Origin of the sequence: Dechloromonas sp. H13 (assembly GCF_009469615.1) — a bacterium.
Lineage (GTDB): Bacteria > Pseudomonadota > Gammaproteobacteria > Burkholderiales > Rhodocyclaceae > Azonexus.
This window is the reverse complement of record NZ_SSXX01000005.1, coordinates 21,879-41,800: the sequence shown is the minus strand read 5'-3', so window position 1 is coordinate 41,800 and position 19,922 is coordinate 21,879. Positions and strand designations below refer to the sequence as shown.

24 protein-coding genes are annotated in these 19,922 nt (G+C 67.1%); 1 reads left to right on the top strand and 23 read right to left on the bottom strand.

What is annotated here, in order from left to right; genetic code table 11:
- Positions 1-11: 11 nt before the first annotated feature.
- Genes GH660_RS12145 through rapZ form a run of 5 tightly spaced genes read right to left on the bottom strand, consistent with a single transcriptional unit; the run spans position 12 to position 2,979 of the window.
- Positions 12-644 carry an LON peptidase substrate-binding domain-containing protein gene (locus GH660_RS12145; RefSeq protein ID WP_153146942.1) on the bottom strand — a complete coding sequence of 211 codons (633 nt, stop codon included), beginning with the start codon at positions 642-644 and terminating at the stop codon, positions 12-14.
- On the bottom strand, positions 644-1,249 hold the full coding sequence (locus tag GH660_RS12140) for a flavin prenyltransferase UbiX (protein ID WP_153146941.1): 606 nt from the start codon (positions 1,247-1,249) through the stop codon (positions 644-646). The genes GH660_RS12145 and GH660_RS12140 overlap by 1 nt, the downstream gene beginning before the upstream one ends.
- Positions 1,246-1,779, bottom strand: coding sequence for a Gx transporter family protein (locus tag GH660_RS12135; RefSeq protein ID WP_153146940.1), 534 nt, complete (start codon positions 1,777-1,779; stop codon positions 1,246-1,248). Before GH660_RS12135 ends, GH660_RS12140 begins: the two co-directional genes overlap by 4 nt.
- Entirely contained in the window at positions 1,760-2,134 is a 375-nt protein-coding gene (locus GH660_RS12130; RefSeq protein WP_153146939.1) for a NusG domain II-containing protein, read from the bottom strand. Before GH660_RS12130 ends, GH660_RS12135 begins: the two co-directional genes overlap by 20 nt.
- Complete coding sequence (rapZ, locus tag GH660_RS12125) at positions 2,134-2,979, bottom strand: RNase adapter RapZ (RefSeq protein WP_153146938.1); 846 nt, start codon at positions 2,977-2,979, stop codon at positions 2,134-2,136. Before rapZ ends, GH660_RS12130 begins: the two co-directional genes overlap by 1 nt.
- Positions 2,980-3,050: 71 nt before the next feature.
- Between rapZ and GH660_RS12120 the strand changes: the two genes are divergently transcribed.
- On the top strand, positions 3,051-4,226 hold the full coding sequence (locus GH660_RS12120) for a M20 aminoacylase family protein (protein ID WP_153146937.1): 1,176 nt from the start codon (positions 3,051-3,053) through the stop codon (positions 4,224-4,226).
- A 4-nt stretch (positions 4,227-4,230) separates the two neighbouring features.
- On the opposite strand, the gene GH660_RS12115 is transcribed toward GH660_RS12120, so the two are convergent.
- The 18 genes from GH660_RS12115 to can all read right to left on the bottom strand — a co-directional run bounded on the left by GH660_RS12115 (position 4,231) and on the right by can (position 19,912).
- On the bottom strand, positions 4,231-4,542 hold the full coding sequence (locus GH660_RS12115; protein WP_153146936.1) for a ribbon-helix-helix domain-containing protein: 312 nt from the start codon (positions 4,540-4,542) through the stop codon (positions 4,231-4,233).
- Positions 4,543-4,594: 52 nt separating this feature from the next.
- On the bottom strand, positions 4,595-5,176 hold the full coding sequence (locus GH660_RS12110) for a DJ-1/PfpI family protein (RefSeq protein WP_153146935.1): 582 nt from the start codon (positions 5,174-5,176) through the stop codon (positions 4,595-4,597).
- Positions 5,177-5,260: 84 nt separating this feature from the next.
- On the bottom strand, positions 5,261-6,175 hold the full coding sequence (locus tag GH660_RS12105) for an MBL fold metallo-hydrolase (protein WP_153146934.1): 915 nt from the start codon (positions 6,173-6,175) through the stop codon (positions 5,261-5,263).
- Entirely contained in the window at positions 6,172-6,339 is a 168-nt protein-coding gene (locus GH660_RS12100) for a DUF1289 domain-containing protein (protein ID WP_153146933.1), read from the bottom strand. The genes GH660_RS12105 and GH660_RS12100 overlap by 4 nt, the downstream gene beginning before the upstream one ends.
- Positions 6,332-6,544 carry a DUF1289 domain-containing protein gene (locus GH660_RS12095; protein ID WP_228276492.1) on the bottom strand — a complete coding sequence of 71 codons (213 nt, stop codon included), beginning with the start codon at positions 6,542-6,544 and terminating at the stop codon, positions 6,332-6,334. The genes GH660_RS12100 and GH660_RS12095 overlap by 8 nt, the downstream gene beginning before the upstream one ends.
- Complete coding sequence (locus GH660_RS12090; RefSeq protein ID WP_153146931.1) at positions 6,541-7,530, bottom strand: hypothetical protein; 990 nt, start codon at positions 7,528-7,530, stop codon at positions 6,541-6,543. Before GH660_RS12090 ends, GH660_RS12095 begins: the two co-directional genes overlap by 4 nt.
- Positions 7,527-8,435, bottom strand: a complete 909-nt coding sequence (locus GH660_RS12085) for a hydroxymethylglutaryl-CoA lyase (protein WP_153146930.1) — start codon at positions 8,433-8,435, stop codon at positions 7,527-7,529. The genes GH660_RS12090 and GH660_RS12085 overlap by 4 nt, the downstream gene beginning before the upstream one ends.
- Positions 8,436-8,484: 49 nt before the next feature.
- Positions 8,485-8,754 (bottom strand): hypothetical protein, encoded by a 270-nt coding sequence (locus GH660_RS12080; RefSeq protein WP_153146929.1) that lies wholly within the window; start codon positions 8,752-8,754, stop codon positions 8,485-8,487.
- Entirely contained in the window at positions 8,751-8,981 is a 231-nt protein-coding gene (locus GH660_RS12075; protein ID WP_153146928.1) for a hypothetical protein, read from the bottom strand. Before GH660_RS12075 ends, GH660_RS12080 begins: the two co-directional genes overlap by 4 nt.
- A 60-nt stretch (positions 8,982-9,041) precedes the next feature.
- On the bottom strand, positions 9,042-11,039 hold the full coding sequence (locus GH660_RS12070; RefSeq protein WP_153146927.1) for an acetyl/propionyl/methylcrotonyl-CoA carboxylase subunit alpha: 1,998 nt from the start codon (positions 11,037-11,039) through the stop codon (positions 9,042-9,044).
- Positions 11,040-11,041: 2 nt separating this feature from the next.
- Positions 11,042-11,830 (bottom strand): enoyl-CoA hydratase/isomerase family protein, encoded by a 789-nt coding sequence (locus GH660_RS12065; protein WP_153146926.1) that lies wholly within the window; start codon positions 11,828-11,830, stop codon positions 11,042-11,044.
- Between the two features lie 716 nt (positions 11,831-12,546).
- Positions 12,547-14,154 (bottom strand): carboxyl transferase domain-containing protein, encoded by a 1,608-nt coding sequence (locus tag GH660_RS12060; RefSeq protein ID WP_153146925.1) that lies wholly within the window; start codon positions 14,152-14,154, stop codon positions 12,547-12,549.
- Positions 14,155-14,190: 36 nt separating this feature from the next.
- On the bottom strand, positions 14,191-14,790 hold the full coding sequence (locus GH660_RS12055; protein ID WP_153146924.1) for a TIGR00730 family Rossman fold protein: 600 nt from the start codon (positions 14,788-14,790) through the stop codon (positions 14,191-14,193).
- Positions 14,791-14,797: 7 nt separating this feature from the next.
- Positions 14,798-15,424: a 2-hydroxychromene-2-carboxylate isomerase gene (locus tag GH660_RS12050; RefSeq protein WP_153146923.1), complete on the bottom strand. Its 627-nt coding sequence runs from the start codon at positions 15,422-15,424 to the stop codon at positions 14,798-14,800.
- Between the two features lie 72 nt (positions 15,425-15,496).
- Positions 15,497-16,633, bottom strand: coding sequence for an acyl-CoA dehydrogenase (locus GH660_RS12045; protein ID WP_153146922.1), 1,137 nt, complete (start codon positions 16,631-16,633; stop codon positions 15,497-15,499).
- Complete coding sequence (locus tag GH660_RS12040) at positions 16,630-17,544, bottom strand: DMT family transporter (RefSeq protein WP_153146921.1); 915 nt, start codon at positions 17,542-17,544, stop codon at positions 16,630-16,632. The genes GH660_RS12045 and GH660_RS12040 overlap by 4 nt, the downstream gene beginning before the upstream one ends.
- Entirely contained in the window at positions 17,545-18,735 is a 1,191-nt protein-coding gene (locus GH660_RS12035) for an acetyl-CoA C-acyltransferase (RefSeq protein ID WP_153146920.1), read from the bottom strand.
- A gap of 28 nt (positions 18,736-18,763) precedes the next feature.
- On the bottom strand, positions 18,764-19,912 hold the full coding sequence (gene can / locus GH660_RS12030; RefSeq protein ID WP_153146919.1) for a carbonate dehydratase: 1,149 nt from the start codon (positions 19,910-19,912) through the stop codon (positions 18,764-18,766).
- Between the last annotated feature and the right edge of the window lie 10 nt (positions 19,913-19,922).

Genomic DNA, 19,922 nt, shown 5'->3' with positions numbered 1-19,922 from the left:
GCACCCGGCGGTCAGCCGAGCAGCTTGCGCTGGTCGAGGAACTTTTCGAGGATTTCCAGGCGCGCCAGCGGGTCTTCGAGTTCGAGCAGCTTCTGCTTGGCGAGGTTCTGCACCGGCAGGATTTCGGTGATGCGGTAGCCGACCCACTCGGCGTCGTCGTAGCGGTGCGGCTCGGGGAACCGCCCGGGGCCGATGTCGCTGGCGATCCGCCGCAGCAGCGGCAGCAGGCGCTGGCGTTCCGGAGGCAGCGGCAGCGGGCCGTTGTCGGCGATGATTTCCACCGTCGCGCGCAGCAGGTTGTCGCTGCCGGCGGATTTTTCCAGGATGCGGAAACGCTGGCCACCGCGCGCCGTCACCATCAGGATGCCGAGCTGCTCCATTTCCCAGCTGGCGATTTCCGCCAGCGTGCCCACGGCATGCGGTTCGGCCACGGTGCCGACTTCCTTGCCGGCGGCGATCAGGCAGATGCCGAACGGCTGTCCCGCCTTCAGGCAGGCGGCGGTCATGTCGAGATAGCGCTGCTCGAAAATCTTCAGCGGCAGCAGGCCGCCGGGAAAGAGCACGGTATCGAGCGGAAAGAGCGGGATTTCCATGCGCACCGGGGCCGGCGGCGCCGGCGTGCGGGAGAGTCCGAACCAGCCCATCACGCCCCCCAGCGCTGCATCAGGTCGTGCGGCACGGCCAGCTGGTCGAGGATGCGGGCGACAACGAAATCGACGAGGTCGGCGACCGCCTGCGGGTGGTGGTAGAAGCCCGGGCTGGGCGGCACGATGACGGCGCCGGCGCGCGCCAGGCGCAGCATGTTTTCGAGGTGGATGACCGAGAACGGCGTTTCACGTGGAACCAGCACCAGCTTGCGGCCTTCCTTGAGTACCACGTCGGCGGCGCGCTCGATCAGGTTGTCGGCGAGCCCCTGGGCGATGGCGGCCAGGGTGCCCATCGAGCACGGGCAGACGACCATCGCGTCGGGCGGGTTGGAACCCGAGGCGACCGGCGCAAACCATTCCTCGCGCCCGAAAACGGCCAGTTTTTCGGGGTCGACCGCAGCCAGTCGGGCGAGCAGGGCGGCCTTGGCCTCGGCCGGGCGCGACGGCAGTTCGAAATCCATCTCCTGACGGGCGACCACCTGCGCCGCCTGCGAGTACAGCAGTTGCACCCGGCAGCCGGCGGCCAGCAGGCAGTCGAGCAGGCGCAGGCCGTAGGGCATGCCGGAGGCGCCGGTCAGGGCGAGGCAGATCGTCTTGGTCATCGGTGGGTGGCGGCGGCGGAAGGTTCCATTAGCAGTTTAGCCGCGATCAGCCCGTTGAGGGTGCCGAAAACCAGCGCCGCGGCGGCGAAGACCGGGGTCAGCAGGAACACGCCGTCGTGCGGGATCAGCCACGCCCGGGCGAGTAGTAACTGCCCGCCGATGTGGGCGAAGGCGGCGAGGATGCTGAGGCTGACCGGGCCGAACCAGCGCGCCGGCAGATGACGGGCGAGGCCGAGCGTCGCCAGGCTGAACGCCGTGCCGGTCAGCGACAGGAAAAAACCGGGGGCGAGAAAATAGCCGAGCAGCAGGCTGCCGGCCAGCACGCGCAGGCCGCTGACCCAGACCGCCGTCGCCCAGCCGTAGCGCTGCAGGACGACCAGGGTGACGATGTTGGCGAGGCCGGGCTTGACGCCGGGCAGCGGGCTGGGAATCGCCGCATCGACCAGCGACAGGGCGACCGCCGCGGTCGCCAGCCAGGCGACGCGGCGGTCCTCGGCGGTGACGGTCAGTTCAGTAACTGAGGCTGTCATAGGCGCGGGTCCGCCCGGCGATCTGCAGGCTGACGCGGTTGGGGGCGCAGATGGCGATTTCGCCGGGGCGCCGCAGCCAGCCCTGGCGCACGCAATACTGGCGCGGGCCGGGGTCGGCGACGACGCGGGCGCGGCCCGGCTCGATGGCGATGAGGGTCGTGCCGAGCGGTCCCGGCACCGCGAAATCGCGCCGGCTGTGCAGGTCAGCCTCGGCGTAGACCTGGCCATTCTGGCGGATGATCGCGCGCTCGGCGAAGCCGCCCTGCCAGAGCAGCGGCAGGCTGAGGCCGACCAGCGCGGCGCCGCCGGCCATCACCAGCCAGTCGCCGGGGCGCAGCAGGGCCAGCCAGTGCATCAGCCGCCGGCCAGCGTGCGGTGGCGGATCAGCACGTGCGCCTGGTCGCGGAAGGCGCGGCCCAGCCACTCGGCGAGGTAGACCGAACGGTGCTGGCCGCCGGTACAGCCGATGGCCACCGTCAGGTAGTTGCGATTGTCGCGGATGTAGGCCGGCAGCCAGGTGGCGATGAAGCGCTGGATGTCGTCGCGCATGCGGACGACTTCCGCCTCGCCTTCGAGGAAGTCGACGACTGCCTGGTCCTTGCCGGTCAGCGGGCGCAGGTCGGGGTCGTAGTGCGGGTTGGGCAGGCAGCGGACGTCGAAGACGAGGTCGGCGTCGAGCGGAATGCCGTGCTTGAAGCCGAAGGATTCGAACATCAGGGTCAGGCCCTGGCCGGGCGTCGCCTCGATGAACTGGCGCACCCACTCGCGCAGCGCACTTGCCTTCAGGCCGCTGGTGTCGATGCGGTGGCCGAGGGTGGAAATCGGTTCGAGCATCGCGCGTTCGGCGCGGATCGCTTCTTCCAGCGACTGGCCGTCGGTGGCCAGCGGATGGCGCCGGCGCGATTCCGAATAGCGCTTGAGCAGGGTTTCCTCGTTGGAATAGAGAAACAGGAAGGCATGGCGCGTGCCTTCTTCCGACAGCAGGCGCAGGCGTTCCGGCAGGAGGTCGATGCCGTGGCCGGAACGGGCGTCGATCGCCACCGCCACCTTGCGGATGCCTTCCTCGCGCAGCATCCGCACGAGAAAGGTGAGCATCACCACCGGCAGGTTGTCTACGCAGTAGTAGCCCGCATCTTCGAGGAGGTGCAGGGCGACCGATTTGCCCGAGCCGGAGAGGCCGCTAATGAGAACCAGTTCCATCCCCCGCAGCATAATCAAGGCGGCGCGCACAAGCAACCCGCGGCATAATAGGTTCAAACAAGGAGACGACCATGCCCCCGACCCTGCCCCTGCTTGATCTGCCCTTCATCGCCGAGTTGACGGCGTTTCGCCGCGACATCCATGCCCACCCGGAACTGGCCTTCGCCGAGAACCGCACCGCCGACTTGGTCGCCGGCGAGCTCGAACGCTGCGGGCTGGAGGTGCACCGCGGCATTGCGAAGACCGGCGTCGTCGGCGTCCTGCGCGCCGGCAGTTCGCCGCGCATGATCGGCCTGCGCGCCGACATGGACGCGCTGCCGCTCGCCGAGTTGAACGAGTTCCCGCACCACTCGAAACATCCCGGGAAGATGCATGCCTGCGGCCATGACGGCCACACCGCGCTGCTGCTCGGCGCGGCGCGCCACCTGGCGGCGCATCCCGATTTCGACGGCATCGTCGTCTTCATCTTCCAGCCGGCCGAGGAATCGGAAGGCGGCGCCGCGGTGATGATCGAGGACGGCCTCTTCGAGCGCTTCCCGGTCGAAGCCGTGTTCGGGCTGCACAACTGGCCGGGCATCCCGGTCGGCGAGATGGCGGTGATGCCGGGGCCGGTGATGGCCGGCACCTGCGCCCTCGAGATCCACGTGCGCGGCCACGGCTGCCATGCCGCGATGCCGCACCAGGGGGTCGATTCAATCGTCGCCGGGGCGCAGCTGGTGCAGGCCCTGCAGACGGTGGTCAGCCGCACGCTGCACCCGTGCGAGTCGGCGGTGGTCAGCGTCACGCAGTTCCATGCCGGCGAGGCGTGGAACATCATTCCCGAGGAAGTGGTGCTGCGCGGCACCATCCGCAGCTTCAAGGCGGAGGTCCAGGAGAGCGTCGAGCGTGCCATCGAGCGCCTTTGCAGCGGCATCGCGGCGGCCAACGGGGCGCAGATCAGCGTCCGTTTCGACCACCGCTATCCGCCGACGGTCAACAGCGTCGCCGAGGCGAAATTCTGCCAGGAGGTTGCGGCGGAAGTGCTGGGCAGCGAGCGAGTGCTCACTGATGTCCTGCCGTCGATGGGCGCCGAGGACTTCGCCTACATGCTGCGCGAGAAGCCGGGCTGCTACGTGTGGCTGGGCAATGGCCCGGGCACCGGCGGCTGCACGCTGCACAACCCGCATTACGATTTCAACGACGCCATCCTGGCGCCGGGCGTCAGCTACTGGGTGCGTCTGGTGCAGCGGGCCTTGCCGAAGGGCTGACGTCTCAGGCGGCGTTGCCGGTGACGACGGCCAGCGCCGGGCGCTCGCCGGCGCCTTTCCTGAGCGACAGGTAGCGCAGGCAGGAAACGCGGAGGAAGGAGGCGAAGTTGTCGATTTCGCCGCGGTATTCCAGCAGTTCGTCGTACAGTTTGGCGATCAGCGCATTGGTCGTGTAGCCGTCGCTTGCCGCGATCTCGGCGAGGATGTCCCAGAACAGGTTCTCCAGCCGGATCTTGGTCACGCAGCCGTGGATGCGCAGCGAGCGGGAGCGCGACTCGTAGAGGATGGGGTCGGCCCTGACGTAGATTTCGCACATGCTTCGCTCCTTTCGGAAAAGGGGGCGGCGGCGACGCCGCCCCGCTGGGAGATCAGGCTTCGATGCGCGTTCCCAATACTTTCAGGAACTTGGCCAGCCAGTCCGGATGCGCCGGCCAGGCCGGGGCGGTGACCAGATTGCCGTCGACATGCGCCTGGTCGACCGAAATGTCGGCGAATTTGCCGCCGGCCGCCGTTACTTCCGGGCCGCAGGCCGGATAGGCGCTGCACGAGCGGCCGGTGATGACGCCGGCGGCGGCGAGCAACTGGGCGCCGTGGCAGATGGCGGCGATCGGCTTACCGGCCTTGGCGAAGTGCCGGACGGCGGCGATCACCGCTGGATTGAGGCGCAGGTATTCCGGCGCGCGGCCACCGGGGATGACCAGGGCGTCGTAGGCCGCCGGGTCGATGTCGTCGAAGGTCGCGTTGAGGGTGAAATTGTGGCCGGGCTTTTCCGAGTAGGTTTGGTCGCCCTCGAAGTCGTGCACCGCGGTGCGCACCTGTTCGCCGGCCTTCTTGCCGGGGCAGGCGGCGTGCACCGTGTGGCCGACCATCAGCAGCGCCTGGAAGGGCACCATGGTCTCGTAGTCCTCGGTGAAGTCGCCGGTCAACATCAGTATCCTTTTCGCTGCCATGTTCGTCTCCTCGTGGTTGGTGGCGGAATCATTCTGCGCAAAAGCGGCGGGCTTCGGGTAGCAGCGGGATGCTACGGCGGCGCGTCACCCGGCGGTCAGGAAGCCATCCTCGCGGCGCAGGGCGTTGACCAGCAGCAGTTCGCGCTCGAGGCGGGCGGCCAGCACGTCTTCCGGCAGGCCGACGTAGCGCCGGTTGACGTCGACGGCGAACGGCAGCCCGAGCACGAAGGCGGGGAAATCGGCGGCCGGCAGGCGGCGCTTTTCCAGCATGGCGAACGAGACGATGACCTTGATCGCGTGCCAGGCCAGCTTGTCGATGTCGGCGGCGAAGCTGTCGACGCGCCGGAAAGCGCGCTCGAAAACGGCGTCGACCGCAGCGAACGGGCTGCCGTGGCCGGGAATGACGGTGTCGATCGGCAGCCGGGAGAGCATTTCCAGCGTCGCCCGCGTGCTGGCCAGGCCGTCGGCCTCGCCGAGCAATTCCGGGAAGATGACGCCGAAGCCGTTTTCCCACAGCGCGTCGCCGGAGATCAGGATGCGCTTTTCCGGGTTGTAATAGGCCAGCGCTTCCATGTCGTGACCGGGCACGGCCAGCGCCTGCCAGTTGAGGCCGCCCATTTCGAGTTCGCTGCCGGCGCCGATCAGGCGGTCGTGCTGAAAGCGGGCCGCTTGCTGGCCGAGCGGCGAGAGCAGCAGGGCGTCCTCGTCCCAGTCGGCGATCGTCGCGTGCAGCCCGGCGGGGACCATCACCTCGCAGCCGAAGGCGGCCTGCAGCGCCGCGTTGCCGCCGATGTGGTCGGAGTGCGAGTGGGTATTTACGAGCCTTTTCAGGCGTCGACCGGACAAGGCGTGGCCGACCAGGTCGACGGTCTGCGCGGCGTGCGTGACGTAGCCGCTGTCGACCAGGGTCGCCTCGTCGCCGTCGAAACACAGAATGTTGTTGGCCGACAGCCAGCCGCGCTCGAGGACGAGCAGCGACGCCGGGAGCGGAACGCTCATTCCGGCTGGTCCGGATCGCTGGTCGTGGGCCGGGGCGGGGGAACGGCGACTTCGGCGACGATGTCGGGGGTTTCCAGCGGCGGCCGGCCGCAGCCCAGGCAGTAGCCGGAGTCGGGGTCGGCCATGCAGATGCCGACGCAGATGTACTGGTCTTCGTTATCCATGTTGGTCGCCTTCGTGGCGCAGCGTGTCCTTGCCCGGGTTATGTTCCTGCCGGCGCCGGGCGACGGCGGCAAGGATGTCACGCCGCCGCGCGTCGTCCATCCGCGACCACGCGGCAATCTCGTCGATGGTCCGGTAGCAGCCGTCGCACAGGCCGCTCCGGGCGTCCATCCGGCACAGGTTGATGCAGGGCGAGGCAACCATCAGATGAGGATGAACCGGCGCTGCTGGTCGCGCACTGCCTCGACCGCCGCCTGCGCCTCGTCGCGGCGGATGCGGGCGAGCATTACCATGTATTGACGCTTGTCGCGGCCCCGGAGTTCGGGAAAGTTGAGGGTATGAACGTCGATATCGTTGGCCGGCTGGTCGCTGACGACGCCGAGGCGGTCGACGGTGATGCTGATCGGCGACAGGCCGAGCGAGGTCTCCGGCGCCTGCAGGAATTCGCAGAGCGCGCCGAGCAGCTGGTCGGGCATCAGCGATTCCGCCGTCGCGCGCAGCTTCGCGTCGAGATCGGCGAGGTGGCGGGTATGCACCTGGTACTCGGCGCCCGGCGTCTTGCCGCGCAATACCGTCAGATGGGCGCGCTCGACCGAGGCATCGGCGCGCAGGCCCTCGCGTTCGGCGCGCAAGGCGTCGACGTGCTCGTGGAAGGTGCGCAGCAGGCTGGCCAGCGCGTTGCCGCGCAGGCTCTCCTGCGTCGCCCGGAGATTGCAGTGGGGCTCGACCAGCGTGTGGTCCTGAAAATAGACTACCGTCTGCGGCACGTCGTTCTGGATGACGTCGCCGTGCTGCGCCATGCCGAGCTGCTTCTTCTGCTGGCGGCGGGCGGCGAACAGCGCATAGAAAAATTCGTTCTCCCAGCTCTGCGGCTCGGCCAGGAAGTCGCGGATGGCCTGGCTGCGGCCGAGCATCTGGTCGATGTCGTCGGCGGTGGCGAACAGGGCATGGACCAGCGGGTCGCGGGAAAACGACTGGCGATCGATGTCGACCGGACCGGGCAGGGCGGCGACCAGCCCCTCGCAATAGCCGAGGGCGTGCTCGACCGGCAGCGTCAGGTGGCGCTCGAAACCGGAAGCCGATTTGAGCAGCGGATCGACCAGTTCGGCGACGCGGTCGAGCGCCTTCAGCACCTGCGGACTGGGCGGCGGCGCGGGCTTGAGAAAATCGGCGACGGCGGAAAACAGACTCATGTGGCAACCTTGGCGCAGAGCGCCCGGCCGGCCTTGGCGCCGTTCGGGCGGTTGATGGCGCTGGAAATCCAGTCGCCCACTGCTGCCAGTTTAGCCAGATCGACGCCGGTTTCAATGCCCAGGCCGTGCAGCAGATAGACGACGTCCTCGGTCGCCACGTTGCCGGAAGCGCCCTGGGCATAGGGGCAGCCGCCGAGCCCGGCGATGGAACTGTCGAACACCGCCATGCCCATCTCCAGCGAGGCGTAGATGTTGGCGATGGCCATGCCGTAGGTGTCGTGGTAGTGGCCCGCGAGTTTCCCGATCGGCACGATCCGGGCGCAGGCCTCGATCATGCGCTGGACCGCCGCCGGGTTGCCAACGCCGATGGTGTCGCCGAGCGAGACTTCGTAGCAGCCCATGTCGAACAGCGTTTTGGCCACCGCCGCGGCCTGTTCCGGCGCGATGGCGCCCTCGTAGGGGCAGCCGACGACGCACGACACGTAGCCGCGCACCGGGATTTCCAGCGCCGAGGCGGCCGAGACGACCGGCTCGAAGCGCTTCAGGCTCTCGGCGATCGAGCAGTTGATGTTCTTGCGCGAAAAGCTCTCGGAGGCAGCGCCGAAAATCGCGACCTCGGTCGCCCCGGCCTGGATGGCAGCGTCGAAACCCTGCAGATTGGGCGTCAAAACCGGGTAGACCGCAGCCGGATGGCGCCTGATGCCCTGCATGACCGCCGTGTTATCGCCCATCTGCGGCACCCATTTCGGCGAGACGAAGGAAGTCGCCTCGATGACGCGCAGGCCGGCCTCGGTCAGGCGCTCGATCAGTTCGATCTTGGTCGCGGTCGGGACGACCTGCTTCTCGTTCTGCAGCCCGTCGCGGGGGCCGACTTCGACGATTTTTACTTTACTAGGGAGATGCATGAAGATTCCGTTCTTTTTCACAGCGACATGAGGAACAAGTCCGAATATTTCAGCGGAGCCTCCAAGGTCCGGACTCCGAAACACGTTCAACCTTCCCTTCTGCTTCTAGTTCGCGCATCAGCGCGACAACCCAATATTGCTGGTTGGACGAAGTTGCTTTCTCGTAATTCCCCCAGTCGAAGCCGCAAGCGCGGAAAATGGGGGCAAGCTTCATACCTTCCGCGCCCGGCTGGCAGAGGCTGGCCGACTGCATGAATTCATGAACGAGAGCCTTCGCTTTGATCCGGAGGTCATTTCCTCGCGCAACAAAATCTTTCAATCTATTTCTCCTTTCAACTGCGAATTTTGTTGAGTGCGACTCCCATCTGTATCTTCCGGGGTGTTATTTGCACCAAGCAATTCTTCATCAGTAGTCAAAAAGTCGTGGCGGAAACTGATTGTAGCCTTGCATGCGAGCAGGCCGATTTGCCCGGCTTGCCTCGCTGGCTTCTTGGTGGGCTCGGTCGGGTCGGTACCTCTGGGTATATTCGGGAATGCTGTCTTCATGGGCTGCTCTGTAGGTGCTGCTGCCAAATTAACGCCATTTGACAGACAGATACAATCGGACTACTCCCCCTCAAATTCCACCAGCGCCGCCCCGTCGGCGACCTGTTCGCCGGCCGCGTAGCAGAAGGCCTTGACCGTGCCGGCGGCGGGCGCGGTGATGGTGTGTTCCATCTTCATCGCTTCGAGGATCAGCAGCGGCGTGCCCTTGTCGACCTTCTGGCCGGGCTGGGCGAGGAGGGCGACGACCTTGCCGGGCATCGGTGCGGTCAGGCCGCCGCCGTGGCTGTCGCCGGCGTCGACGCGGTGCAGCGGGTCGTCGCGCAGGAGCGAGTAGGTGCTGCCTTGCAAAAAGACGCTTCTTTTGTCGTCGACCGCAACCACCGAGGCGATCAGCCGCCGGTCGTCGAGTTCGACGGCGAAGCGGTCGCCTTCCAGTTTCCTGCCGCGCGCCAGGGTGCTCTGCCCGGCGATGGTGATCCGCCACTGGTCGCGCTGGTAGCGGACCTGCGCGTCGACCAGGGTTTCGCCATCGCGGAAGCTGATGGTGCGTGCCGCTGACAGGTTCATGCGCCAGCCGTCGCGGGCGTGCCACGGCGACCAGGGATCGCCGCTGGCCCGGGCGGCGAGCTTGGCCTGGTGCTGTTCCCACAGCAGTTCGCCGACGGTGGCGACGAGCAGGGCGTCGCGCGGCACCGGCTGGGCGGCGGGGAAGAGGAAGTCCTTCTGCCGTTCGATCAGCCCGGTGTCGAGGTCGGCGCCGGCAAAGGCGGGGCAGGCGACGAGGCGCGAGAGGAAATCGATGTTGGTCGTCAGCCCGGCCACCTGGTAGTCGGCCAGCGCCTGGCGCATGCGGGCGAGCGCGCCGTCGCGGGTTTCGTCCCAGACGATGAGCTTGGCGATCATCGGGTCGTAGAAGGGCGTGATTTCGTCGCCTTCCTCGACGCCGGTATCGACGCGCACGTTGAGCGATTCGGCCGGCGGGGCGAGGCGGACCAGCCTGCCCGTGGCGGGCAGGAAGCCCTTGCTGGCGTCCTCGGCGTAGATGCGCGCCTCCAGCGCATGGCCGCGGATCTGCAGTTGCTCCTGCCGGAGCGGCAGCGGTTCGCCGGCGGCAACGCGCAACTGCCATTCGACGAGATCCTGGCCGGTGATCATCTCGGTGACCGGATGCTCGACCTGCAGGCGGGTGTTCATCTCCATGAAATAGAAGGTGCCGTCCTGGTTGGCGATGAACTCGACCGTTCCGGCGCCGACATAGCCGACGGCCTGGGCCGCGGCGACGGCGGCCTCGCCCATCTGGCGGCGGCGCTCCTCGGGCATGCCGGGCGCCGGGGCTTCTTCCAGCACCTTCTGGTGGCGGCGCTGCACCGAGCAGTCGCGCTCGAAGAGATAGACGCAGTTGCCCAGCGTGTCGGCGAAGACCTGGATTTCGACGTGGCGCGGCCGGGTGATGTACTTCTCGATCAGCACGTGGTCGTCGCCGAAGCTGGAAATCGCCTCGCGCTTGCAGGAAGCCAGCGCGTCGGGGAAATCGGCCGATTGCTCGACCAGGCGCATGCCCTTGCCGCCGCCGCCGGCCGCCGCCTTGATCAGCACAGGGTAGCCGATGGCATCGGCTTCCCTGTGGAGCAGCGCGGGCGTCTGGTCGTCGCCGTGGTAGCCCGGGGTCAGCGGCACGCTGGCGGCGCCCATCAGCTTCTTGGCTTCCGACTTCGAGCCCATGGCGCGGATCGCCGCGGCCGGCGGCCCGATGAAGGCGATGCCGTTGGCGGCCAGCGCCTCGGCGAAATCCTCGTTCTCCGACAGGAAGCCGTAGCCTGGATGCACGGCCTGGGCGCCGGTGCGCTTGCAGGCCTCGATGATCCTTTCGGCGACGAGGTAGGACTCGCGCGCCGCCGCCGGCCCGAGCAGCACCGCCTCGTCGGCGAGCCGCACATGGCGGGCGTTGGCGTCGGCCTCGGAATAGACGGCGACGGTGCGGATGCCCATGCGGCGGGCGGTCTTGATGACGCGGCAGGCGATTTCGCCGCGGTTGGCGATTAGTATCTTGGTGAACATGCTTATTCCCCAATCCAGTTGGGCTGACGTTTTTCGAGGAAGGCGGAAATGCCTTCACGGGCTTCCGGCGTCGCGCGCAGGTGGGCGATGCGGTGGGCGGTTTCCTCGACCAGCGTGTCGTTGACCGGCTGGCCGTCGACCGCGCGGATCAGGTCCTTGGCGGCGGCCTGGGCGAGCGGGCCGCCCTGCAATAGCGCGTCGACGATTTCCTGCACCTTGGCGTCCAGCTGCTCCGGCGCGACGGCTTCGTGGACCAGGCCGATCTCGCGGGCGCGGGCGGCATCGATGCGCTCGGCGCTCTGGAAGTAGCGGCTCGCCTGGCGGGCGCCGATGGCGCGCAGCACGTAGGGCGAAATGGCCGAGGGAATGATCCCGAACCTGACCTCGGAGGTGGCGAACACCGCCCTGGTCGAAGCGATGGCGACGTCGCAGGCCGACGCCAGTCCCATCCCGCCGCCCAGCGCGGCGCCCTGGACGCGGGCGATGGTCGGCTTCGTCATCGCGGCCAGCGTGCGCAGCATTTTCGCCAGCGCACGGGCGTCGTGCAGGTTGTCGTCAAGGCCGTTGTTGGCGGCACGCCGCATCCAGTTGAGATCGGCGCCGGCCGAAAAGCTCTTGCCGCGGCCGGCGAGGACGACGACGCGGACGTCCGGGTCGTCGTCGAGCGCGACGCAGGCGGCAGTCAGCTCGGCGATCAGGATTTCATCGAAGGCATTGTGGAGATCGGGGCGGTTCATCCAGATCGTGGCGACCGGGCCGGAGAGTTCGATTTCCAGGGCTTGGAAGGGCATGGTGTTTTGTCTCCTCATTTTTCTTTTGGGTGATTTAGCGGGGCTTCACTTCGTAGTGGGCGCTGGTTTCCGCGCCTGACGCGCGGGCGGTTTTCTTGATGCGCTGCCTTCCGCCTTGCCGGCGGGCGTACTTTTTCTTGTGTGGCCAAGAAAAAGTAGCCAAAAAGAAGGCCGCCCCTGGGTCGGCGCCCGGCTTTGCCGGGTGCCCTGCGCTACTCGGGTTTCGCGGGGGCTGCGCAACTCGCCGCTGTGCGGCTCAGACAGTGCTCGCCCTTTATCCGCGAAGCCCTGCGTTGCTCGGCGCCTCGCAAGGGGCCCGGAGAACCGAGGGAGTGCGAAGGGCGTTCCGCATTTTTGGCCTTTTTGGAAGGTCGACCGCAGCAGACCGTTTTTTCTCCTTGCTGGCTGTGCGGCGACGCCTTTCCGGGTCCCCATGTGGAGCGCCGAGCAACGCAGGCGGGCCGGGGGCAGTCGGCTGGCGTTGTCCGAGCCGCGCAGCGGCGAGTTTAGCCAGCCGCCCGGCCCGTCGAGTAGCGCAGGGAACCCGGCGTAGCCGGGCGCAAAACCTGGGGTCGCCTTTTCTTTGGCTACTTTCTTTTGGCGAAGCAAAAGAAAGTAGGCCCGCCGGTCAACGGCGGAACCTGACGCATCAGAAAAACCCACCCGCGCGTCAGGCGTGAAAACCAGCGATTGAGACGCGCAAGCACTCATCACCATCACATCCGGAAGATGCCGAACTTCGTGTCTTCGGCCGGCGCATTCATCGCCGCCGACAGTCCCAGCCCGAGCACGCGCCGCGTATCGGCCGGGTCGATGATGCCGTCGTCCCACAGCCGCGCCGAGGCGTAGTAGGGATGCCCCTGCGTTTCGTACTGTTCGCGGATCGGCGCCTTGAACGCCGCTTCCTCGTCGCCGCTCCAGGTCTTGCCGGCGGCCTCCAGCCCGTCGCGCTTGACGGTCGCCAGCACGCCGGCGGCCTGCTCGCCGCCCATCACCGAGATGCGCGCGTTGGGCCACATCCACATCAGACGTGGCGAGTAGGCACGGCCGCACATGCCGTAGTTGCCGGCGCCGAAGCTGCCGCCGATGACGACAGTGAACTTCGGCACTTTGGCGGTGGCGACGGCAGTGACCATCTTGGCGCCGTCGCGGGCGATGCCGCCGTTTTCGTACTTCTTGCCGACCATGAAGCCGGTGATGTTCTGCAGGAAGACGAGCGGGATGCCGCGCTGGGCGCAGAGTTCGATGAAGTGCGCGCCTTTCTGGGCCGACTCCGAGAACAGGATGCCGTTATTGGCGACGATGCCGACCGGGTAGCCCCAGATGCGGGCGAAGCCGCAGACCAGGGTGTTGCCGTAGCGGGCCTTGAATTCGTCGAAATCGGAGCCGTCGACGAGGCGGGCGATGATCTCGCGCACGTCGAAGGGCTTCTTCGAGTCGGTCGGGATCACGCCGTAGAGTTCCTCGGCGGCGTAGAGCGGCTCGGCGGGTGCGGTCAACGTCACCGGCGGGGCCTTTTTCCAGTTCAGGTCCTTGACGATGCGGCGGGCGATGGCCAGCGCGTGCGCATCGTTTTCGGCCAGATGATCGGCGACGCCCGAGATGCGCGTATGGACGTCGGCGCCGCCGAGATCCTCGGCGCTCACCACTTCACCCGTTGCCGCCTTGACCAGCGGCGGGCCGCCCAAAAAGATCGTGCCCTGGTTCTTGACGATGATCGACTCGTCGCACATCGCCGGCACGTAGGCGCCGCCGGCCGTGCATGAACCCATCACCGCGGCGATCTGCGGGATGCCCTTGGCCGAGAGATTGGCCTGGTTGAAGAAGATGCGCCCGAAGTGTTCCTTGTCCGGGAAGACCTCGTCCTGCATGGGCAGGAAGGCGCCACCGGAATCGACCAGATAGACGCAGGGCAGGCGGTTTTCCAGCGCAATTTCCTGAGCGCGCAAGTGCTTCTTGACGGTCAGCGGGTAATAGGTGCCGCCCTTCACCGTCGCGTCGTTGGCCACCACCATGCACTCGACGCCGTGGATGCGGCCGATGCCGGCAATCACCGAGGCCGCCGGCACGTCGCCGCCGTACATGCCGTAGGCGGCGAACTGGCCGATTTCGAGGAAGGGCGTGCCGGGGTCGAGCAGGCCGTTGACCCGCTCGCGCGGCAGAAGCTTGCCGCGCGCCAGATGCTTCTGGCGCGCCGCCTCGGGGCCGCCAAGGGCGATCTTGTCCACTTTCTCATGGAGGTCGGCGACGACCGCCGCCATCGCCGCCGCATTGGCCTGGAAATCGGCCGAGCGCGGATTGAGCTGGGTTTTCAGGATAGTCATGTCTCTTCCTTGTTATTGGTCGCTGCTTGCTGGCAGCTAGAGTTGCTTTTCTTCTTTAAGCCATTTGCTGACCGGCTCGGGCCGGTAGGCGGCCATCGCGTCGAGCAGGCGCCCGATGTCGGTGTCGGCCAGCGCCATCGCCCGGTTCTGCGGGCGCAGGAAGCCTTCGGCGACCGCCTTGTCGAACAGCGCGAGCAGCGGGTCGTAGAAGCCATTCACGTTGAGCAGGCCCATCGGTTTCACGTGGAACCCGAGCTGGCCCCAGGTCAGGATTTCGCAGAATTCCTCGAAGGTGCCGAAACCGCCGGGCAGGGCGACGAAACCGTCGGACAACTCGGCCATGCGCGCCTTGCGCGTGTGCATCGAATCGACGACCTCGATCCGCGTCAGCGCCCGGTGATCGACGGCGCGGCCGGCGACTTCCTTGCCCATCAGCGCTTCCGGAATGACGCCGATGACCGTGCCGCCGGCGCCCAGGCAGGCATCGGCGACGGCGCCCATGAGGCCGATGTTGCCGGCGCCATAGATCAGCTCGATGCCGCGGGCAGCGAGCAGGCGGCCGAGCTTTTCCGCTTCGGCGCGGTAGACCGGATCATTGCCGGCGTTCGAGCCGCAGAAGACGCAGAGTCGTTTCATGTCGGTCTCAGAAGCCGCCGGTCGCCAGCCATTTCTCGATCTGCGGCAGGCGGTCGGCGCCGAAGAAGGGCTCGCCGTCGATGATGACGTGCGGCGAGCCGAAGACGCCGGCCTTCATGGCCTGCTCGACCTCGTCCTTGAGGCGCGCCTTGATTTCCGGGCTTTGCAGCGCCGCCTGCAGGCGGCTGCGGTCGACGCCCAGATCGGCGGCAATTTCGAGCACGGTGTCGGGGGCCGAGATGTCGCGGTTGTCGACGAACAGCGCGCGATAGGCGGCGTGGGCGAAGCGGCGGGCGAGGGCGCAGTCCTGCCCGTGCAGCCAGTAGAAGGCGCGCGCGGCGTTCTGCGTCGGCAGCGGGAACAGCGTCGGGTGCCGGTAGGCGACGCCCATGAAGCGCGCCGAGCGGGCGAAGTCATGGAGCGAGTAGGCCGCCTTGGGGGCGTTCTGCAGGGTCAGCGGGGCGCTGCCGGTGGACTGGAAGACGACGCCGAGCAGGATCGGATGCCAGCGCACCTTGCGCTCGTAGCGGGCGGCGACCTCGTCGATGCGCTCGCTCAGCAGGTAGCCGTAGGGGCTGGAGAAATCGAACCAGAAATCGATCGGGGGCTTGTCGTTGTTCGTTGTCTCGTTCATCTCATGTCTCCTCGTCGGGGGGCGGTCGCCGGCATTTTTGGTGGTATTTCCCGGTCGACCGCGCCATGGCGTCTATTCGCTGGCGATGCTGCGGCCGATCACCAGCCGCTGAATGTCGTTGGCGCCTTCGTAAATCTGGCTGATGCGCACGTCGCGGTAGATGCGCTCGACCGGGAAGTCGCTGGTGTAGCCGACGCCGCCGTGGATCTGGATGGCGTCCGAGGCGATCTTCTCGGCTGCTTCCGAGGCGAACATCTTGGCCATCGAGGCTTCCTTCAGGCAGGGTTTGCCGGCGTCCTTCAACTGGGCGGCGCGCCAGACCATCAGGCGAGCGGCGTCGAGCAGGGTGTTCATGTCGGCGAGGCGGAAATTGACCGCCTGGTGTTCGATGATCGGCACTCCGAAAGTGACGCGCTCCTTGGCGTAGCGCACGGCGGCTTCGAAGGCAGCACGGGCCATGCCGATGCTCTGGGCGGCGATACCGATGCGGCCGGCTTCGAGGTTGGAGAGGGCGATCTTGTAGCCTTCTCCTTCCTTGCCGAGCAGCGCCGAGGCAGGCACGCGGCAGTTCTCGAAAATGATCTGCACGGTGTCGGAGGCATGCTGCCCCATCTTGTCCTCGGTCCGGCCGACGATGAAGCCCGGGGTGTCGGTCGGGATCAGGAAGCAGGAAATCCCCTTCTTGCCCGCCGCCTTGTCGGTCACGGCGAAAACGATGGCCATGTGGGCGTGTTTGCCGGTGGTGATGAACTGCTTGACGCCGTTCAGCACGAAGGAATCGCCATCGCGGTCGGCGCGGGTGGTGATTGCAGCGGCGTCGGAACCGGTGTGCGGCTCGGTCAGGCAGAAGCAACCCCACTTTTCACCGCGCGCCAGCGGCTTCAGCCATTCTTCCTTCTGCGCGTCGGTACCGTACTTTTGCGTGATGCCGCAGGCCAGCGAATTCTGCACCGAGACGATAGTCGACGTGGCGCCATCGCCGGCGGCGATTTCTTCCAGGGTCAGCACCAGCGACATGTAATCCATGCCGGCGCCGCCCCATTCCTCGGGCACGCACATGCCCATGGCACCCAGTTCGCCCAGTTCCTTCAGCGCTTCGGCCGGGAAGGTGTGGTGCTTGTCCCATTCGGCAGCGAAGGGGGCGAGGCGCTCCTGCGCGAAGGCGCGCATCGAGTCGCGGATCATTTCCTGTTCCTGCGTGAGGATCATGATGTGGTCTCCAGAGAAATTTTTTGTCGTGTGGTCAGCCAGACGCCGGCGATGACCAGCGCGCCACCAAACAGGACCGGCAGGCCGAGCCGTTCGTCGAGCAGGAGCGCCGCCTGCAGGACGGCGAACACCGGCACCAGGTTGATGAAAACGGAAGCGTGGCCGGCGCCCAGCTTGTGCACCGCCTCGGTGAACCAGGTGTAGGCGATGGCGGTGCCGAACAGCGCGAGGAACAGCATGCTGGCCCAGACCCGCCACGACCAGGCGGCCGGGTCGATGTCGCCGTGGACCAGCGCGGCGAGGCCGAGCAACAGGGCGCCGGCCAGGCTGGCGTGCAGCGTCGTCGCCAGAGGCGTCAGCGTCCGGGTCGCCAGGCGGCCGATGAAGGTGTAGGCCGTCCAGCTCAGCACGCAGCCGACGATCAGCGCCTCGCCGAGGCCGACCGTGCCGCGCAGCAAGGCCAGCGGGTCGCCGTTGCCGATCACCGTCAGGCAGCCGGCGAGCGCGATGACGCAGCCGAGGGCCTTGCGCGCGTTCATCCGTTCCTGGCCGGCCAGCCAGGCGGCGAGCACGACGACGACCGGATTGAGGGCGACAACCAGCGCGCCGCGTCCGGCCGGGATGCGCTGCAGGCCGAAGAAGAAGCAGAGGCCGTAGAGGAAGATGCCGAAGAAGCCCAGCCCCCACACTACGCCCCATTCGCGGCCGGTCTCCGGCAACGGAATGCCGTCGCCGGCGAGCAGCGCGACGCCGGCCAGCGCCAGCCCGGCGACGACGAAGCGCAGCGCGGCGACCGCCAGCGGCGCCGACAGCTCCTGGGCGATGATGCGCCCGGCGATCCAGGTGCCTCCCCACATGAACATGGCGGCGACGAGCTTGGCGTAGGTGAGCGAACGGGCCGGCTGCGGCAATTACAGCATTTCCACCGCGAGGGCCGTGGCTTCGCCGCCGCCAATGCACAGCGAGGCGACGCCGCGCTTCTTGCCGTATTTCCTGAGGGCGCCGAGCAGGGTGACGACGATGCGCGCGCCGGAGGCGCCGATCGGGTGGCCGAGCGCGCAGGCGCCGCCGTGGATGTTGACCTTCTCGGCCGGCAGCTTGAGGTCGTGCAGCGCGGCCATGGTGACGACGGCGAAGGCTTCGTTGATTTCATAGAGATCGACGCTGTCCGCGGTCCACCCGGTTTTGGCGAACAATTTCTGCATGGCGCCGACCGGGGCCGACGGGAACTGCGCCGGCAGGCCGGCATTGGTCGTGTGGCCGACGATGCGCGCGATCGGCTGCAGGCCGAGGGCGGCCGCCTGCGAGGCGCGCATCAGGACCAGGGCGGCGGCGCCGTCGGAAATCGACGACGAGTTGGCCGGGGTGACGGTGCCGTCCTTGCGGAACGCCGGCTTCAGGGTCGGGATCTTTTCGATGTTGACCGCGAACGGACCTTCGTCCTTGTCGATGACGACATCGCCCTTGCGGCCGGCGACGGTGACCGGCGCGATTTCCCAGGCGAAGCTGCCGTCGTCGCTGGCCTGCTTGGCGCGCGTCGTCGAGCGGATGGCGAACTCGTCCTGTGCCTCGCGGGTGAAGCCGTAGGCGCCGGCGCAATCCTCGGCGAAGGTGCCCATCAGGCGGCCGCGGTTTTCCTTCGAGTAGGCGTCCTCGAGGCCGTCCATGAACATGTGGTCGATGATCTGGCCGTGGCCGAGGCGGTAGCCGCCGCGCGCCTTGGGCAGCAGGTAGGGGGCGTTGGTCATCGACTCCATGCCGCCGACCACGGCGACGCCGTAGGAGCCGGCGAGGATGCCGTCGTGGCCGAGCATGGTCGCTTTCATCGCCGAACCGCAGACCTTGTGGATGGTCGCGCAGCCGGCGGTGAGCGGCAGGCCGGCCTGCAGCGCCGCCTGGCGGGCCGGGGCCTGGCCCTGGCCGGCCTGCAGCACGCAGCCCATCAGCACTTCCTCGACCAGCGCGGCGTCGATGCCGGCGCGCTCGACGGCGGCCCGGATGGCGACGGCGCCGAGGTTGGCGGCAGTCAGGCTGCTGAAGCCGCCCTGGAACGAACCCATGGCGGTGCGGGCGGCGGAAACGATGACGATCGGGTCGGACATGCTGATTTCTCCTTGATGGTAGTTTTAACTAGGCTTCCAGCGCCTTCAGTGCGGCGTCGTAGCGGGTATTCAGATCCTGCGGGCAGTCGATGGTGATGCCCAGGTCGTGCATCAGGCCGTCCTTCAGGCCGTAGATCCAGCCGTGGATGGTCAGCTTCTGGCCGCGCGCCCAGGCATCCTTGACCACCGGTGTGTTGCACAGGCTGACCACCTGTTCGAGTACGTTCAGTTCGCATAACCGGCCGTGGCGTTGTTCGACCGGCAGGTTGTCGACCTGCGCGAGGTGTTTGTTATGAACCTGTTGCACGTTGTCCAGCCAGAAGTCCACGATGCCGACGCGAGCCTTGTTCAGCGCGGCGAGCACGCCGCCGCAGCCATAGTGGCCGACGACCATGATGTGCTTCACCTTCAGCACATCGACGGCGTACTGGATGACCGACAGGCAGTTGAGGTCGGTATGCAGCACGAGGTTGGCGACGTTGCGGTGGACGAAGACCTCGCCCGGCAGCAGGCCGACAATTTCATTGGCCGGCACGCGCGAATCGGAACAGCCGATCCACAGCAGTTCCGGCGTTTGCAGCTTGGCCAGCCGGTTGAAGTAGTCGGCATCGACTTCCTGCATCTTGCGTGCCCAGGCGCGGTTGAAATCGAAGAGGTGGGACAGGTTTTCGCTGCGAACTTCCTCCTCCGACCAGTTTTCGAGGTCGAGGGTGAGGAACATCGTGCCTTCGATCGGCGTCTGGTAATAGGCCGGTGCCTCGGTAAAGCCCAGTTCACGGTAGAGCTTCACCGCCATGCGCATGTTGGGCAGCGTGTCGAGCATCAGCTTCTTGTAGCCGATTTCCTTGGCAGCCTTGATCGCGGCCATGGCCAGCGTGGCGCCGACGCCCTGGCCACGCGCTTCCGGTGCGACGTAAAGGCGCTTCATCTCGCACAGGCCTTCGCTGTCGGGCAGCGGGCGCACGCCGACGCAGCCGGCCGGGCGGCCATCGACCTCGGCAAAGAACAGGCGGCCCTGCGGCTCGGCATAGGCACCGGGCAGCAAGGCCATTTCCTGGTCGAAGTTCTGGTACGACAGGTCGACGCCCAGCCAGGCCGCGTAATTGCGGAAGTACTGGCGAACCTGCTCGATGGCTTCGGTGTCGTTGGCGGTGAGGGTGCGAAGGGTAACGGTCATGCTGTGGGGC